General features: G+C 66.3%; 11 protein-coding genes and 1 pseudogene. 6 read left to right on the top strand and 6 right to left on the bottom strand.

Going from position 1 to position 16,107, the window contains the following annotated elements; translation table 11 throughout:
• Positions 1-354: pseudogene (locus VK533_RS01815) on the top strand (MFS transporter); the annotation flags it as partial.
• 12 nt (positions 355-366) lie between these two features.
• Positions 367-690 (top strand): hypothetical protein, encoded by a 324-nt coding sequence (locus VK533_RS01820; RefSeq protein WP_324374444.1) that lies wholly within the window; start codon positions 367-369, stop codon positions 688-690.
• 11 nt (positions 691-701) lie between these two features.
• Here the strand turns inward: VK533_RS01820 and VK533_RS01825 are convergent, their stop codons facing one another.
• From VK533_RS01825 to VK533_RS01840, 4 genes are all read right to left on the bottom strand, one after another.
• Positions 702-2,174, bottom strand: coding sequence for an efflux transporter outer membrane subunit (locus VK533_RS01825; RefSeq protein ID WP_324374446.1), 1,473 nt, complete (start codon positions 2,172-2,174; stop codon positions 702-704).
• Positions 2,171-5,389 (bottom strand): efflux RND transporter permease subunit, encoded by a 3,219-nt coding sequence (locus VK533_RS01830; RefSeq protein WP_324374448.1) that lies wholly within the window; start codon positions 5,387-5,389, stop codon positions 2,171-2,173. Before VK533_RS01830 ends, VK533_RS01825 begins: the two co-directional genes overlap by 4 nt.
• Before the next feature lie 6 nt (positions 5,390-5,395).
• On the bottom strand, positions 5,396-6,598 hold the full coding sequence (locus VK533_RS01835; protein WP_324374450.1) for an efflux RND transporter periplasmic adaptor subunit: 1,203 nt from the start codon (positions 6,596-6,598) through the stop codon (positions 5,396-5,398).
• A gap of 228 nt (positions 6,599-6,826) precedes the next feature.
• Positions 6,827-7,606 carry an SDR family oxidoreductase gene (locus VK533_RS01840; RefSeq protein ID WP_324374452.1) on the bottom strand — a complete coding sequence of 260 codons (780 nt, stop codon included), beginning with the start codon at positions 7,604-7,606 and terminating at the stop codon, positions 6,827-6,829.
• Between the two features lie 131 nt (positions 7,607-7,737).
• Here VK533_RS01840 and VK533_RS01845 point away from each other — a divergent pair, with 131 nt between their 5' ends.
• A complete protein-coding gene (locus VK533_RS01845; protein ID WP_324374454.1) occupies positions 7,738-8,199 on the top strand; it encodes a PilZ domain-containing protein in 462 nt (153 codons plus the stop codon).
• Between the two features lie 46 nt (positions 8,200-8,245).
• On the opposite strand, the gene VK533_RS01850 is transcribed toward VK533_RS01845, so the two are convergent.
• A complete protein-coding gene (locus VK533_RS01850) occupies positions 8,246-9,148 on the bottom strand; it encodes a LysR substrate-binding domain-containing protein (protein WP_324374456.1) in 903 nt (300 codons plus the stop codon).
• 174 nt (positions 9,149-9,322) lie between these two features.
• Between VK533_RS01850 and VK533_RS01855 the strand changes: the two genes are divergently transcribed.
• From VK533_RS01855 to VK533_RS01865, 3 genes are read left to right on the top strand one after another with little or no spacing between them, the layout of a single operon-like run.
• Positions 9,323-12,526: an efflux RND transporter permease subunit gene (locus VK533_RS01855; protein WP_324374457.1), complete on the top strand. Its 3,204-nt coding sequence runs from the start codon at positions 9,323-9,325 to the stop codon at positions 12,524-12,526.
• Complete coding sequence (locus VK533_RS01860; RefSeq protein ID WP_324374459.1) at positions 12,519-13,673, top strand: efflux RND transporter periplasmic adaptor subunit; 1,155 nt, start codon at positions 12,519-12,521, stop codon at positions 13,671-13,673. The genes VK533_RS01855 and VK533_RS01860 overlap by 8 nt, the downstream gene beginning before the upstream one ends.
• Positions 13,660-15,057 (top strand): efflux transporter outer membrane subunit, encoded by a 1,398-nt coding sequence (locus VK533_RS01865; RefSeq protein ID WP_324374461.1) that lies wholly within the window; start codon positions 13,660-13,662, stop codon positions 15,055-15,057. Before VK533_RS01860 ends, VK533_RS01865 begins: the two co-directional genes overlap by 14 nt.
• Here the strand turns inward: VK533_RS01865 and VK533_RS01870 are convergent.
• The coding region (locus VK533_RS01870) for a cellulase family glycosylhydrolase (protein WP_324374463.1) at positions 15,058-16,107 on the bottom strand (1,050 nt) is incomplete at its 5' end. It abuts the gene before it with no gap.

Below are 16,107 nucleotides of genomic sequence, written 5' to 3' on the forward strand. Positions count from 1 at the left end.
GGGATTGTCGCAGGCGCGCTATATCTGCTGCACGCGCGCCGCGCCGCACATCCGATACTCGATCTGTCCTTGATGCGGATCCCGACATTCCGCCTGTCCGTGATCGGCGGATCGCTGACGCGCATCACGCAGGGTGCGCAGCCCTTCCTGCTGCCGTTGATGATGCAATTGGCGTTCGGGCTGAGCGCGGCCCAGAGCGGCATGATGACCGTCGCCACCGCGATCGGCTCGTTCGGGATGAAGGGGCTGGCGCTCCGTCTGCTGCGCCGGCTGGGTTTCCGATCGAGCCTGATCCTGATGGGGGTCCTTTCCGCCGGCGGTTACGCGCTGTGCGGATTGTTCCGGCCGGGCTAGCCGTTTCCGCTGATGTTCGCAGTATTGGCGCTGTCCGGCTTCTTCATGTCGTTCCAATTCACCGCCTACAACACGATCGCCTATGACGAGATCGGCAAGGAGCGGATGAGCGTCGCGACCAGCTTTTACGCCACCTTCCAGCAGCTGATGCTGTCGCTCGGCATCTGCACCGGCGCGACCGCGCTTCATGTCTCGATGGCGCTCGCGAAACGGGCGGAACCCGGCTTTGCCGATTTCTCGGCCGCTTTCTGGGTGGTCACTGCCATCTCGCTGGCGGCGTTGCTGGTTAACGTCCGCTTCCATCCCGATGCCGGCGCGGAAATGATCGGGCGCTGAGGCGCGACGGGTTATTTGCGGGCGCTGCCCGGCAACGGCGGTGGCGGCATCGCCTGGACCAATTGGTCGCCGCCGAGCGTCTGATACAGATCGACCAGATTCTGGGCCCTGGTCAGGCGGATGTTCACCACCGTCTGGCGCGCCGCATAGAAGGTGCGCTGGGCGTCGAGCGTGTTGAGATAGGGATCGATGCCCTGGCGGTAGCGCGCGATGTCGAGGTTGAGCGTGTCCTCGGCGGCGGTGGCGTTGAGCTGATCGGCCTGGGTCTCCGCATCGATCGTGCCGCGCCGGGCGAGCGCGTCGGAAACTTCGCGGAACGCGGTCTGGATCGCCTTCTGATAGGCGGCGAGATAGGCTTCGCGCTGCGCTTTGGCATAAGCGAGGTTGCCGGCATTGGCGCCGCCATCGAAGATCGGCAGGGTCGCCGATGGCGCGACCGTCCAGGCGAAAGCGCCCCCTGTGAACAGGCTCGACAGAGCGGTGCTGGCGAGGCCGGCGACCGCGGTCAGCGAGATGCGCGGGAAGAAAGCGGCGCGCGCCGCGCCGATCCGGGCGTTGGAGGCACGCAGCTGGTATTCCGCCTCCACCACATCCGGGCGGCGCAGCAGGATCGTCGAATCGAGGCCGGCCGGCAATTCGGCGAGCTTGCCGTCGGCATCCTCGATCGTCGTCGGCAGCAACGTATCCGCGACGGGAGCGCCGACCAGCAATTGCAGCGCATTGATGTCCTGCGCGACCAAGGTCATCTGGCGCGCGTGGTCCGCCTGCGCGGTCGCGAGCACGGTTTGCGCCTGGCGCAGGTCGGTGCGCGGTGCGACACCGCCATCGAGGCGCTTCTGGGTCAGATCGACGCTGGTCTGCGCGCTCTTTTCGGTATCCTCGGCGATCAGCAGCAGGCTGCGATCGGCGGCGAGCTGGAGCCACGCGTCGGCGATGTCGGAAACCAAAGTGAGCCGGGTCGCGCGCGCGGCCGCGTCGGTCGCGAGATATTGGTTGAAGGCGGACCGGCTCAGGCTCTGCAGCCGCCCGAACAGGTCGATCTCCCACGCGGTCGTGCCCGCCTGGAGATCGTAGGTCGTGACCGTGTCGTGGCCGCTGGTGCCGCCGTTGGTCGTGCCGCCCGTACCCGTATTCGTGCCGCCCGGGGTCGATCCGCGGCGTGTGGTCACGCCCGCGCTGGCGTCGATCGCGGGGAAGATATCCGCGCGCTGGACGCGGTAGAGCGCGCGTGCCGACTGGATGTTGGCGAGCGCCTGGCGCAGGTCCTGATTGTTGGCGAGCGCCTGCTCGACGATCGCTTGCAGCCGCGCGTCGCGGAAGATGTCGCGATAGCTCACGCTCGGCAGCGGCGCTTCGTTCTGTTGCGCGTAGGCGCCACCCTGCGGGAAGCTCGGCGGCACCGCCGGCGTCGGCCGCACATAATGCGGATCCATGCTGCACGCGGTGAGCGCACTCAGCGCGAGGAGAGCGGCTGCGCGCTTCATGCGGGCTGCTCCCCATCGGCGGCGCGCTTCGCCTCGATTTCCTGGTGGCGCTGTGCGTCGGCGGCGGCGCGCTCCTCGGGCGTCAGATCGTGGTGGCGGAAGATCTTGCGCACCAGCACGAAGAACAAGGGGATGTAGAAGATGGCGAGCACGGTTGCGGTCAGCATGCCGCCGATCACCGCGGTGCCGATCTCGATCCGGCTCTGCGCGCCCGCACCGCTCGCGATCACGAGCGGGAATACGCCGAACATGAAGGCGAGGCTGGTCATGATGATCGGGCGCAGACGCACGCGCGCGGCTTCGAGCGCCGCCTCGAGCGGCTTCTTGCCCTGATGCTCGGCCTGCTCGGCGAATTCGACGATCAGGATCGCGTTCTTGGCGGACAGGCCCATCGTGGTGAGCAGGCCGATCTGGAAATAGACATCGTTGGTAAGGCCGCGCAGCGCGACCGCGATTCCCGCACCGACCAGGCCCAACGGCATGACCAGCATGACCGCGAACGGCACCGACCAGCTTTCGTAGAGCGCCGCCAGGCACAGGAACACGACGACTAGCGACAGGCCGTAGAGGATCGGCGCCTGCCCGCCCGACAATTGCTCCTGATAGGAGATGCCCGACCACGCGACCGAGGTGCCGGGCAGCTTGGCGGCCATGCCGGCGATGACCCGCATCGCGTCGCCCGAGCTGTGGCCCGGCGCGGCCTGACCCTGGATTTCGTAGGAGCCATTGCCGTTGAAGCGCGTCAGCACGTTGGGCGCGAGCGACCAATGCTGCGACGAGAAGGCCGAGAACGGCGTCATCGTCCCGCTCGTATTGCGGACGTACCAGTCGCCAATATCCTCGGGCCGTGCACGGAAGGCCGCATCGCCCTGGATATAGACGCGCTTGACGCGACCGCGATCGACCCAGTCGTTGACGTAGGTTCCGCCCCAGGCGGAGGACAAAGTCGTATCGATATCGCTCTGGCTCAGGCCCAGTGCCCCGGCTTTCTCCGCGTCGATGTCGACCGAGAGGGTCGGCGTCGAGGGCAGGTTGTTCAGGCGCACCGCGGCCAGGCGCGGATTGTCGCGCGCGTCCGCCATAAGCTGATTCACGCTCTTCTCGAACGCGTCGCGGCTGAGGCCGCCCGTGTTCATCAGCTCGAGCGTGAAGCCGCTCGACTGACCGAGGCCGCGCACCGGGGGTGGATTGAGCGCGTAGAATTCGACGTCGCGCATCTGATGGCCAAGCTGCCGGGTCGCGCGCTGGGCGATCACCGGCGCGCTACGCTCCGAACCCGGGCGCTTGTCCCAGGGCTTGAGCGCGAGGAAGCCGCGGCCGACATTCTGACCGCTGCCGGCCTGATTGCTGCCCACGACCAGCAGGACCGCGGAGGTGTCATCCTTTTCCTTGTTGAGGAAATAATCCGAAATCGTCTTGGCGCTTTTGACCGATCGCGCCTGGGTCGCACCGGAGGGCAGGGTGAACTGGATCTGCGCGATGCCCTGATCCTCGACGGGCAGGAAGCTGGTGGGCAGGCGGATGAACAGGATCACCAGCAGCGCGCAGACCAGCCCGTAGGCGAGCATCGACCAACCCATATGGTCGATCATCGAGGCCACGCTATTGCGGTATTTCTCGGACGTGCGGCGGAACGAGTCGTTGAACTTCTCGCCATATTCGTGCGCCTTGCGGACCACGATGTTGCCGCCGGCGCGCGCCTCCTCGTCCGGCCGCTTGAGCAAGGTGGCGGCGAGCGCGGGCGAAAGGATCAGCGCGACCATCACCGACAAAGCCATCGACGACACGATCGTGATCGAGAATTGACGGTAGATCACGCCGGTCGATCCGCCGAAGAAGGCCATCGGCAGGAACACCGCCGACAGGACGAGGGCGATCGCGATCAGCGCGACGTTGATTTCGCCCATCGACTTGATCGTGGCCTCACGCGGGGAAAGATCGGGCTCTTCCTCCATCACGCGCTCGACATTTTCGACCACGACGATCGCGTCGTCGACGAGCAGGCCGATCGCGAGCACCATGCCGAACAGGGTCAGCACGTTGATCGAGAAGCCGGCCGCGGCGAGGATACCGAACGTGCCGAGCAGCACCACCGGCACCGCGATCGCGGGGATCAGGGTTGCGCGCCAGCTCTGCAGGAAGACGAACATGACGATGACGACGAGGATGATCGCCTCGATCAACGTCTTGACCACGTCGATCACCGACAATTTGATGAAGGCGGTGCTGTCGTTGGGGAAATCATATTTGTAGCCGGGCGGGAAGGCGCCGGCGCGCTGCTTGATATAGGCGCGTACCAGTTCGGACGTCTTGAGCGCGTCGGCCCCCGGCGCCAGCTGAACCGCGATGGCCGAGCCCGGATGGCCGTTCACGGTGCTGACGGTTGTATAATTCTCGCTGCCCAGTTCCATCCGGGCGACGTCCTTCAGCAGGACCTTGGACCCGTCCGGATTCGACTTCACCACGACCTGCTTGAACTGGTCGACCGAGGTCAGGCGCGAACGCGATGTTACGATCGCGTTCAGCATCTGCGTATCCGGCATCGGCTGCTGGCCGACCTGGCCCGCCGAAATCTGCGTGTTCTGCGCCTGCAGCGCGGTCGACACGTCGCCCGGCTGCAGCCCGTAGGTGCGCAATTTGTAGGGATCGAGCCAGATCCGCATCGCATATTGGGTGCCGAACACGGTGAAATCGCCGACGCCCGTGATGCGGCCAAGCCCGTCCTGAAGATTGGAGACGAGATAGTCGCTGACGTCGATGCTGCTCGATTTGTCGGTCTCGTCATAGACGCCGATCACCATCAGGAAGTCTGGGTTCGACTTGGTGACGACCAGGCCCTGCTGCTGCACCTGCTGCGGCAGCCGGGGCAGCGCCTGCTGGACCTTATTCTGGACCTGCACCTGCGCGATGTCGGGATTGGTGCCCTTGTTGAAGGTGACCGTGACCGTGACCTGGCCCGCCGAGTTGGACGTGGCCTGGAAATAGATCATCCCGTCGATGCCGGTCAGCTGCTGCTCGATCACCTGCGTGACCGAGGATTCGAGCGTGGTCGCCGACGCGCCCGGATAGGTGGCGCGGATATTGACCTGCGGCGGCGCGATGTCGGGATATTGCTCGACCGGCAGCGTCAGGACGCCGCCGATGCCGAGCATCATCACGATGATCGCGATCACCCATGCGAAGATGGGCCGATCGATGAAGATGCGGCTGAGCATGGTCCGTCAGCCGGCGCTGTGCCCGGCGGCCTTGTCAGCCTTGTCGGCATTCTTGCCGCCCGGTGCCGGAAGGGGCTTCGATCCCGCCGGGACCGGCTGGATCGGCTTGCCCGGCTTCACCTTGCCCAGTCCTTCGACGATCACCTTGTCGCCCGGCTTGAGACCGGAGGTTACCAGCCAGCTGTCGCCGACGGTCTGGTCGGCGGTGATCGCGCGGCTGACCGCCTTGTTGTCCGGCCCGACGAGCATCACGGTGGCGTGGCCCTGCATGTCGCGGCTGACGCCCGCCTGCGGCACGAGGATGCCGTTATGCGTGGTCGCCTGGCTGAATTCGGCGCGGACATACATGCCCGGCAGCAGCAGGCCCTGCGGATTGGGGAAGCGCGCACGCAAGGTCACCGCGCCGGTGGCGGGATCGACCATTTCCTCGGCGAACTCGACCGTGCCCGCAAAGGGATAATCGCTGCCGTTTTCGAGCTTGAGATGGACCACCGTCGATGACGGCGTCGTGCCGCCCGACGCCAGCGACTGGCGCAGCGCGAGCAGGTCCGAACTCGATTGCTGCACATCGACATAGATCGGGTCGAGCCGCTGGATCGTGGTCAGCGGATCGGCCTGGCCCGAGGTGACGAGTGCGCCGGTGGTGAAGAGCGAGCGGCTGATGCGGCCGGTGATCGGCGCGGGCACCCTGGTGAAGCGCAGGTTGATCCGCGCGGTATCGAGCGCGGCGGCATTTTGCGCGACGCTGGCACTGGCCTGGCGCGCGGCAGCGAGCGCGTCGGTATAATCCTGCTGCGCGACCGCCTGCATCTGGGCGAGCGGCTTGTAGCGATCGGCCTTGACGACGGCGGCCTCGCGGCTGGCCTGGGCGGACTGCAGATTGGCCTGCGCCTGGTTGACCGAGGCGCGATAGAGGCTCGGGTCGATCTGATAGAGCGTCTCGCCTTTGTGGACGATGCTGCCTTCGGTGAAGAGGCGTGCCTGGATGACGCCCGAAACCTGGGGCCGCACGTCCGATGTCTCATAGGCCGAGGTGCGCCCCGGCAGCTCGATCATCATCGCCACCGATTTCGCCTGCACCACGACATAGCCCGCTTCGGGCGTCGGCGGTGCCGGCGGCTTCTTTTCGCCGCAGCCGGACAGGGACAGCGCCGCGCCAGCCAGGAGCAGCGCGACATATTTATGGGGGGCTCGGCGACTCGATCTCATCGGCGCACGCCAAGAGCCGCAAAAAGCTGGCCGATCAAGCAAAACATCCAACAGGGAGGGCCTTCGCACAGAAGATGTGGCAGGGGAGCGGGATACTATCCAACGATAATATGCCGCCTATATCGAACGATCATAGCCGCGCTGCGGCGCAGCGGAAATAAAATAAAGTCTCTCAGGACCGGTTATGCGAGCAATGTTGGGTTACCCGACATGCGGGCGCGCAGCCGGTCAAAGCACGCCTGGGAAGGCGCCGCCGTCGATCAGCAGATTCTGTCCGGTGATATAGCCGGCCTGCGCAGAACACAGGAACGCGCAGGCCGCGCCGAATTCCTGCGGCGTGCCCAGGCGCCGCGCGGGCACTTTGGCGATCCGCTCGGCACGGGCCTGTTCCAGCGTGATGCCGCCATCGCCGGCGCGTTTCTGGTCGATCGCGGTGCCGCGCGCGGTATCGAACGATCCCGGCAACAGCCCGTTGATGGTGACATTGGCGTGCGCCACCTGGCGCGCGACGCCGGCGACGAAGCCGGTCAGGCCGAGCCGGGCGCCGCTCGACAGATCGAGCCCCGCATTCGGCATCTTCACCGATCCCGAGGTGATGTTGACGATCCGGCCGAAGCGCCGCTGCATCATGCCGTCGATCACCGCCTGGATCAGCGCGATCGGCGTGAGCATGTTCGCCTCCACCCCCGCGAGCAGCCGGTCGTGATCGAGCACGCGGAAATCGGCGGGAGGCGGTCCGCCATTATTGTTGACCAATATGTCCACGTCTCCGGCGGCGGCGAGCAGCGCCGCGCGGCCATCGGCCGTGCCGACATCCGTCACCACGGGCACGATCTCCGCGCCGGTCGCCGCCGCGATCTCGTTTGCCGTTCGACGAAGCTTGGCCTCGTCGCGGCCGTTGACGATCACGCGCGCGCCGGCCGCGGCCAGCGCTTCGGCGCAACCGCGGCCAAGCCCCTGGCTCGACGCGCAGACCAACGCCGTCCTGCCCTTGATGCCCAGATCCATAACCATTCCTTCGTCGTGCGCTTGCGGCGCCATGATCCTGCGCGGTGGTTCAAAGCAAGCCCGCAGCCGTCCGGCCTTTAGATTCTGGCAACTATAAGTGGATAAGCGTAGGGCCAATCTAGGAGAGCTGCGTGCTGGAGACGGGTCACATCAGGAATGGGCGCATGGCGCAGCGGCGGGCAACCGACGCGCCGAGCACGATGCGCACCGATGGCGGCGATCCGGTCGACGTGCTCGTGCTCGATCTTTCGCGCTCCGGCATCCGCATCATGACCGAAGCCGATCTCGGCATCGGGCAGGAAATCAGCATCGGCCTGGCCGGTGCCGGCGTGACCCGCGCCTATGTGACGTGGGCGCGAAGCGGCGAATATGGCTGCGCGTTCGAACGGCCGATCGCGGCCGAGGACGAAGCGGCTGCCTTTTCGCGCGCGCCGGTGAAAAGGCTGGGCCGTACTTTGGTCGAGCGCGGGGATGCCGCGGAGGACTATCTTCAGGACCTGTATCGCCGCCACCGCGTCTGGGCTTTGCCGTGGGACGCGGTGCTGATGACGCTGGCGATGCTGATTCTGGTCTGGGCCTTGTTCCGGCTCTAGTCTGAGAAAGCGCGAAAGAGCGCTTTCTGTTGCGGTTCCGGCTTTCTCAAATAGACCCCGCGGTTGGGTGCACGTCGAGCGCGGCCAGGAAATGACGTCCGGTTTCCGACACGCGTTGCTGATGGACCAGCCACATCGCGCTATTGGCCTCGGGCTCGTCGAAATCGCGATAGACCAGGTTCACCGCCTGCAGCGCGCGCAGCGAGCGCGCGACGATGGTGACGCCGACGCCGGCCGCGACCAGACCGAACATGGTCGATACCTCGCGCACTTCCTGGGCAATGATCGGTTCGACCTCGGCGGTACGCATCAGCCGCTGCAATTGCTCGGTAAAGCCGCCCGTCAGGCCGCGCTGATAGAAGATCATCGATTGGCGGTGGAGATCGCGTACCGTGACCGCCTCCTTGGCGGCAAGCGGGTGATCGGGTCGCATCGCCACGACCAGGCCTTCGCGCAGCACCAGGCGCGCCAGCAAGCCCGGCGCGAGCTCCGGCTGGCGGAAGCTGCGCAGAAAGCCGATCTCGACCGAATGTTCGGCCAGCGCCTCGCGCAGCTCCGGCTCGGGCAGTTCGGACAGGGTCAGATGCACGTCGGGCCTGGCGATGCGGAAATCGTGAATCGCGCGCGCAACCGCCGGAACGAACGGCGCCGAGGCGTTGAAGCCGATCGTGAGCTCGCCCAATTCCCCGCGCGCGGCGCGGCGCGCGACCGTGATCGCCCGGTCGGCCTGCGCCAGCGTCGCGCGCGCCTCGCGCAGGAACAGGGTGCCCGCGTCGGTGAGGGCGACGCTGCGGCTGGTGCGGTCGAGCAATTGCACGCCCAATTCGCCCTCGAGCGCCATGATCTGCTGGCTGAGCGGCGGTTGCGAGATGCCGAGCCGCGCGGCGGCGCGGCCGAAATGCAGCTCCTCGGCGACGCCGACGAAATAACGAAGGTGGCGTAATTCCATGGATCGATATCTATAACGTCTCGATCAAACTGCAATTGATATTGGACTGACCGGTAGCTTAGTCCCATTTCGCAGCTGCACAACGATCGCGGCGCTGCCGACGGTCATTCTGCCTGTTCGTTTTTTATGCTCCTGGCCCTATCGGGCCTCCAGAGATTCCGCCGAAAGCCCCCCATGATCGGCATCGTACGCATCGCGCTGCTCCGCCCGCTGACGTTCATCGTCATGGCGATCCTGATCCTGATCATCGGCGTGCTCGCCGCGATCCGGACGCCTGTCGATATTTTCCCCAATATCGGCGTGCCGGTGATCGCCACCGCATGGCAATATCAGGGCCTGTCGCCGGGCGACATGTCGGGCCGCATCATCACGCCGTTCGAGCGCGTGCTGACCACCACCGTCAACGACATTGACCATATCGAAAGCCAGTCGCTGCCGGGCATCGGCGTGATCAAGATCTATTTCCAGCCTGGGGCCGACATCCGCACCGCCACCGCGCAGGTGACGTCGGTGGCGCAGAGCGTGCTCAAGCAGCTGCCGCCGGGTGTGACGCCGCCGCTGATCCTGAACTATAATGCTTCGACCGTGCCGATCCTGCAGCTCGCTCTGTCGGGCAAGGGCCTGTCCGAAGGCCAGATGTTCGACATCGCGGTCAATCAGGTCCGTACCGGTCTGGTGACCGTGCCGGGCGCCGCAATCCCTTATCCGTCGGGCGGCAAGACGCGCCAGATCCAGATCGATCTCGATCCCCAGGCGCTGCAATCCAAGGGGCTGTCGGCCCAGGATGTCGGCAATGCCATCGCCGCGCAGAACCAGATCACCCCGGCCGGTTTCGCCAAGATCGGCGGCTTCCAGTACAATGTGCAGCTCAACAATGCCCCCAATTCGGTCGAGGCGCTGAACGACCTGCCGATCAAGCAGGCCAATGGCGGCACCGTGTTCATGCGCGACGTGGCGCACGTCCGCGACGGCTCGGCGGTGCAGACCAACGTCGTCCATGTCGACGGTTCGCGCTCGGTGCTGATCACCGTCCTCAAGAACGGCGCGACCTCGACGCTGGCGATCGTGCAGGGGATCAAGGACGCGCTGCCCAATATCGAGGCGACCTTGCCGTCCACGCTCAGGATCGTGCCGATCGGCGATCAGTCGATATTCGTGCGGGCAGCGATTTCGGGCGTGGTCAAGGAAGGCGCCATCGCGGCCGCGCTGACCAGCGCGATGATCCTCTTGTTCCTGGGATCCTGGCGGTCGACCGTGATCATCGCGATCTCGATCCCGCTCGCGATCCTGTCCGCGATCATCGCGTTGGCGGCGACGGGCAACACGCTCAACATCATGACCTTGGGCGGGCTAAGCTTGGCGGTCGGCATCCTGGTCGACGATGCGACCGTGACGATCGAGAATATCAACTGGCATCTGGAGCATGGCAAAGGCGTCAAGCAATCGATCCTCGACGGCGCCGCGCAGATCGTGACCCCGGCGTTCGTTTCGCTGCTGTGCATCTGCATCGTGTTCGTGCCGATGTTCTTCCTGCCGGGCGTGGCGGGCTTCCTGTTCGTACCGCTCGCGTTGGCGGTGGTGTTCGCGATGATCGCGTCCTTCATCCTGTCGCGGACTTTGGTGCCGACGATGGCGATGTTCCTGCTCAAGCCGCACAAGGCCGGCGAGGACGAACATGCCGCGGGCAGCGCGACGTCCACCAATCCGCTGGTCCGGTTCCAGCGCGGCTTCGAAGGCCGGTTCGAGCGGGTCCGCGTGCGCTATGGCGCGTTGCTGGAGCGTGCGCTGCACGTGCCCAAGCCGTTCGTGATCGGCTTCCTCGCGGTGGTCCTGCTGTCGTTCCTGCTGGTGCCGTTCCTCGGCGAGAATTTCTTCCCGAACGTCGATGCCGGGCAGATCGCGATGCACGTGCGCGCGCCGATCGGCAGCCGGATCGAGGACACGTCGGCGCAGTTCGACCGGATCGAAGCGCGTATCCGCCAGGTCATCCCGCCCGACGAACTGGTATCGGTGGTCGAAAATATCGGCCTGCCGGTCAGCGCGATCAACACGACCTATAACAATTCGGGCACGATCGGCCCGCAGGACGGCGATGTGCTGATCCAGCTGTCGAAGCATCATCGCCCGACCGCCGACTATATCCGCAAGCTGCGCGAGACTTTGCCGGGTGCCTTCCCCGGATCGACCTTCGCCTTCCTGCCGGCAGACATCACCAGCCAGATCCTGAACTTCGGCGCGCCCGCGCCGATCGATATTCAGGTCTCGAGCAAGGATAGCGACGCCAATACGGTGTATGCGCAGAAGATCCTCAAGCGGATCGCGGCGATCCCCGGCGTCGCCGACGCGCGTATCCAGCAAAGCTCGCGCTATCCGCAGCTCAATGTCGATATCGACCGCAGCCGGGTCGGCCAGCTCGGCCTGACCGAACGCGACGTGACCAACAGCCTCGGCAGCTCGCTCGCGGGCACGCAGCAGACCGCGCCGGTCTTCTTCCTCAATCCCGACAACGGCGTGTCCTATCCGGTGGTCGCACAGACGCCCGAGCGCCAGGTCGCCTCGATCAGCGACCTTGCCAACGTGCCCGTCACCGGATCGCCCGGCAGCACGCCGCAGGTGCTGGGCGGCATCGGCACGATCACGCGCGGCACGTCGCCGGCGGTGGTGTCGCATTACAATATCGCGCCGGCGGTCGACATCTACGCCACCCCCAACGGGCGCGATCTGGGCGCGGTCGCGGGCGACATCCAGCATGTGCTCAAATCGCTCAAGGCAGAGGCGCCCAAGGGCGCGACCGTCACCTTGCGTGGCCAATATGCGACGATGAAGACCGCCTTTTCGGGTCTTGGCTTCGGTCTGATCGGCGCGATCGTGCTGATCTATCTGCTGATCGTCGTGAACTTCCAGTCCTGGCTCGATCCGTTCGTGATCATCACCGCTTTGCCCGGCGCGCTCGCGGGCATCATCTGGATGCTGTTCACGACCGGCACGACTTTGTCGGTTCCCGCGCTGACCGGCGCGATCATGTGCATGGGCGTGGCCACCGCCAATTCGATCCTGGTGGTGAGTTTCGCGCGGGAAAAACTGGCCGAACATGGCGATGCCGTGCGCGCCGCGCTGGACGCCGGCATGACGCGCTTCCGTCCGGTGCTGATGACCGCGCTGGCGATGATCATCGGCATGCTGCCGATGGCGATGAGCCTGGGCGAAGGCGGCGAACAGAATGCGCCGCTGGGCCGCGCGGTGATCGGCGGATTGACCGTCGCCACGTTCGCGACCCTGATGTTCGTCCCCGTCATTTTCAGCCTCGTACACAAGAACCGCCCCGTCGCCGCCGCGCCGACGCTCGACGACAGCCCGCTGGAGGAAGCCCATGCCTGATGAAGGCAGCACCCTGAAGAAAGTCGGCATCGCCGCCGCGATCATCGCGCTGGCGATCGTCGCCTGGGGCCTGTTCAGCCGCTGGCACAATGATCGCCAGCTCGCGACCTGGACGCACGAACAGGCGACGCCGCTGGTGACATTGATCCACCCGACCGGGATCGCGAAGGCCGACGGGCTGACCCTGCCCGGCAATCTGCAGGCCTATAACAGCGCGCCGATCTTCGCGCGCACCAACGGCTATGTGCAGCGCTGGCTGGTCGATATCGGCGACAATGTCCGCGCAGGCCAGCTGCTCGCCATCCTCGACGCGCCCGAGGTCGATCAGCAACTCGCCGCCGCGCGCGCCGACCTCCAGACCGCGCGCGCCAATCAGGATCTCGCCCGCTCGACCGCGACGCGCTGGTCCGGCCTGCTCGCCAAGGATGCGGTGTCGAAGCAGGAAACCGACGAGAAACTGGGCGATCTCAAGGCCAAGAGCGCCGCCGCCAACGCGGCCGCGGCCAACGTCGCGCGGTTGAGCGCGACGCAGGGTTTCACCCGCCTGGTCGCGCCCTTCTCCGGCACGATCACCAGCCGCGCCACCCAGATCGGCCAGCTGGTGACCGCCGGCGCGACCGGATCGTCGCCATTGTTCACCGTATCCGACATCAGCCGCATCCGCATCTATGTCCGCGTGCCGCAGGGCTCGTCGGGCCAGATCCATGTCGGCATGCACGCCAGCCTGGCACTGCCCGAATATCCCGGCCGCGACTTCGACGCGGTGCTGACCCGTACCGCCGATGCGGTCGATCCCGCATCGGGCACGGTGCTGATCGAATTGCAGGCGCCGAATGGCGACAGAGCGCTCAAGCCCGGCGCCTATGCGCAGGTCAGCTTCCCGGTCCAGGGCACGTCGAACCGCGTGCAGTTGCCGGCCAGCGCGCTGATCGTGAACGGCAAGGGCACGCAGGTTGCGGTGCTCGGACCCGACGGCAAGGCGCAATTCCGCGCCGTCGCGGTCGCGCAGGACAATGGCAATAATGTCGAAATCGGTTCGGGCATCACCGCGCAGGACAACGTGATCGACAGCCCGCCGGATTCGCTCGCGCCGGGTGACCCGGTCCGGGTCGCGCCGTCTTCGGGAAAGCCGAATGCGGCCAAGTAAACTGATCGCGCTCGCGCTGGCGGCGACGTCGCTCGCCGGCTGTTCGCTTGCGCCCGTCTATCACCAGCCGGCGGTGCCGACGGCGGCGTCCTTCAAGGAAGTGCCCGGCTGGCAGCCGGCCGGGACGGCGGTCCCGCCCGCCGGCAAATGGTGGCAGGCATTCGACGATCCGACGCTGAGCGCGCTCGAGGATCGGATCGAGGGCGCCAATCCCAGCCTCGCCGCCGCCGCGGCGCGCTACGCCCAGGCGCGGGCGCAGGCGCGGGTTGCGCGCGCCGATCTGTTTCCTGAGGTCGATGCGCAGGCGGGCTACGGCCGCAGCCGCGAATCCGCCAACCGGCCGTTCTCGCCGGGGACGACGCAGACGTTCAACGACGCCGCCGTCGGCGCCTCGCTGTCCTACGAGCTCGATCTGTTCGGGCGGATCGCCAATTCGGTTCGCGCCGCCACCGCCGAAGCGCATGCGAGCGGATCGGACCTGGCGGCAGTGCGGCTTGGCCTTCAGGCGCAGCTTGCGACCTCCTATTTCGACATGCGCGGGCTCGACGCGCGCATCGTCCTGCTGCGCCAGACAGTCGACGCGTTCGGCCGCGCCTCGGCTCTGACCAACGACCGCCATCAAGGCGGCGTCGCCTCCGGCATCGACGTCAGCCGCGCCGATGCACAGCTTGCCAGCGCGCGCTCCGAACTGGACGCGGTGCTCGCCGACCGTGCCAATCTGGAACATGCGATCGCGATCCTGCTCGGTGAAAGCCCGTCGAGCTTCGCGCTCGCGGTTGCCGACACCAACCTCGCACCGCCCGCGATCCCGGCCGGTCTGCCCTCGACCCTGCTCGAGCGGCGACCCGACATCGCGGCGGCGGAACGGCGCGTCTATGCCGCCAATGCCCGGATCGGCGTTGCCCGGGCCGCTTTCTTCCCCACGATCAGCCTGGGCGCGGCGGGCGGTTACGAAGCGACGCAGGGGCATAACCTCCTGTCGGCTTCGAGCGGTTTCTGGGCGCTGGGTCCGATCGGCGCCGCGCTCACCTTGTTCGACGGCGGCGCGCGCAGTGCGCAGGTCAAGATATCTCGCGCGCAGTTCGACGAGGCGGCGGCCAATTACCGCTCGACCGTGCTGACCGCCTTCCGCGAGGTCGAGGACGATATCGCGCTCGGCCGGCAATTGGCGGCACAGGAGCAGGATCAGCAGCACGCCGTCACCGCCGCCGAGCGGACGCGCGATCTGGCCCTGATCCGCTATCGCGACGGCGCGTCCGATTATCTGGAGGTGGTCACCGCGCAGACCGCCGCGCTCGACGCCGAACGCACCTTGCTCCAGATTCACGCCCGCCGGCTCGACGTGGCGGCCGATCTGGTGCGCGCTTTGGGCGGCGCGTTCTGACTATTTCGCCAGCACGCGGATCCGCGACAGCCGGCAATCGCAATGGACCGCGCTGACGACCAGCCGGTTATTGCCCGGCAGGAAGACGAAACCCGGCGCGCGGACGTTCGCCCAATCGCTGCCCGATAGCGCCACCGTCACCGGCGGTGCTCCGTTGAGCGACAGCGCGATCGTACCGCTGCCGCCACCGTCCAACGCGATCGCGCGGCTGCCCGCAGCTTGCGCGTCGAGCGTGTAGGCCATCCACTCGCCGTCGCGGAAATCGGCGACTTCGGGGCCATTTTTGCCGATCGCGATATCGACGCCGTCATTGCGGTAGGTCCGCCCGCTATTGCCCGCCGTCTCGGCCGTGCCCGTCGCGATATGATAGTCGGCGTCGACCGTGTCGCGATAGACATGGCCCGCGCGGCCCATGTCGTAGTCGACCGCCGCGATCGCTGCCTCGCCTGCGCCGATCGCGTGATGCTTGAACGGCAGGCTCGCGTCGCTGTGCGGCTGCCGGAACATGGCGTCGATCACCTCGGGATGCGGCAGGTTGTTCTCGAAGCGTATGTCGTGATTTGCGAGGCCGGACAGTGCCGCCCACGCCGCGTCCGCGCTCGGCTTCGCCGCGCCGGCATCGCCGCGCAGCCAGGCGGCAAGCGGCGCCCAGCCGGGATTGGGCACGACTTCGAGCGGATTGTTGAAGCCCAGTTTCTTGAGCGGCCAGAAGGACCAGCCGATGTCGTGCGCCTCGACCAGGGCGATCACGTCGCGGAACCAGACGTCCGAATTCTCGCCCGATTCGCCCATCCACACCGGGGCATGATTGTCGTCGCGCAGCTTCAGCGCCGCCGCGACCGAGGCCTCGTCATTGGCGTTCCAATATTTGTGAAAGCTCAGCGCCATGTTGCCGTCCCACAAGGGCAGCACGCCGGCATAATTGTTACCCCAGCAATTGCCCTCGATCACGATCATATGATCCTTGTCGACCGAGCGGATCGCGGCGGTGATCTCGATCATGAACTGGCGCAGTGGCGCGCTATCTTTCTCCTGGCAGCCATGGCCGCC

The sequence above is a fragment of the Sphingomonas sp. genome (assembly GCF_035317925.1).
GTDB lineage: Bacteria > Pseudomonadota > Alphaproteobacteria > Sphingomonadales > Sphingomonadaceae > Sphingomonas_I.

Bases quoted from the DNA above. Each gene is read 5' to 3' on its own strand.
- VK533_RS01820 (WP_324374444.1), top strand. From the start codon at position 367: ATGTTCGCAGTATTGGCGCTGTCCGGCTTCTTCATGTCGTTCCAATTC.
- VK533_RS01825 (WP_324374446.1), bottom strand. From the start codon at position 2,174: ATGAAGCGCGCAGCCGCTCTCCTCGCGCTGAGTGCGCTCACCGCGTGC.
- VK533_RS01830 (WP_324374448.1), bottom strand. From the start codon at position 5,389: ATGCTCAGCCGCATCTTCATCGATCGGCCCATCTTCGCATGGGTGATC.
- VK533_RS01835 (WP_324374450.1), bottom strand. From the start codon at position 6,598: ATGAGATCGAGTCGCCGAGCCCCCCATAAATATGTCGCGCTGCTCCTG.
- VK533_RS01840 (WP_324374452.1), bottom strand. From the start codon at position 7,606: ATGGATCTGGGCATCAAGGGCAGGACGGCGTTGGTCTGCGCGTCGAGC.
- VK533_RS01850 (WP_324374456.1), bottom strand. From the start codon at position 9,148: ATGGAATTACGCCACCTTCGTTATTTCGTCGGCGTCGCCGAGGAGCTG.
- VK533_RS01855 (WP_324374457.1), top strand. From the start codon at position 9,323: ATGATCGGCATCGTACGCATCGCGCTGCTCCGCCCGCTGACGTTCATC.
- VK533_RS01860 (WP_324374459.1), top strand. From the start codon at position 12,519: ATGCCTGATGAAGGCAGCACCCTGAAGAAAGTCGGCATCGCCGCCGCG.
- VK533_RS01865 (WP_324374461.1), top strand. From the start codon at position 13,660: ATGCGGCCAAGTAAACTGATCGCGCTCGCGCTGGCGGCGACGTCGCTC.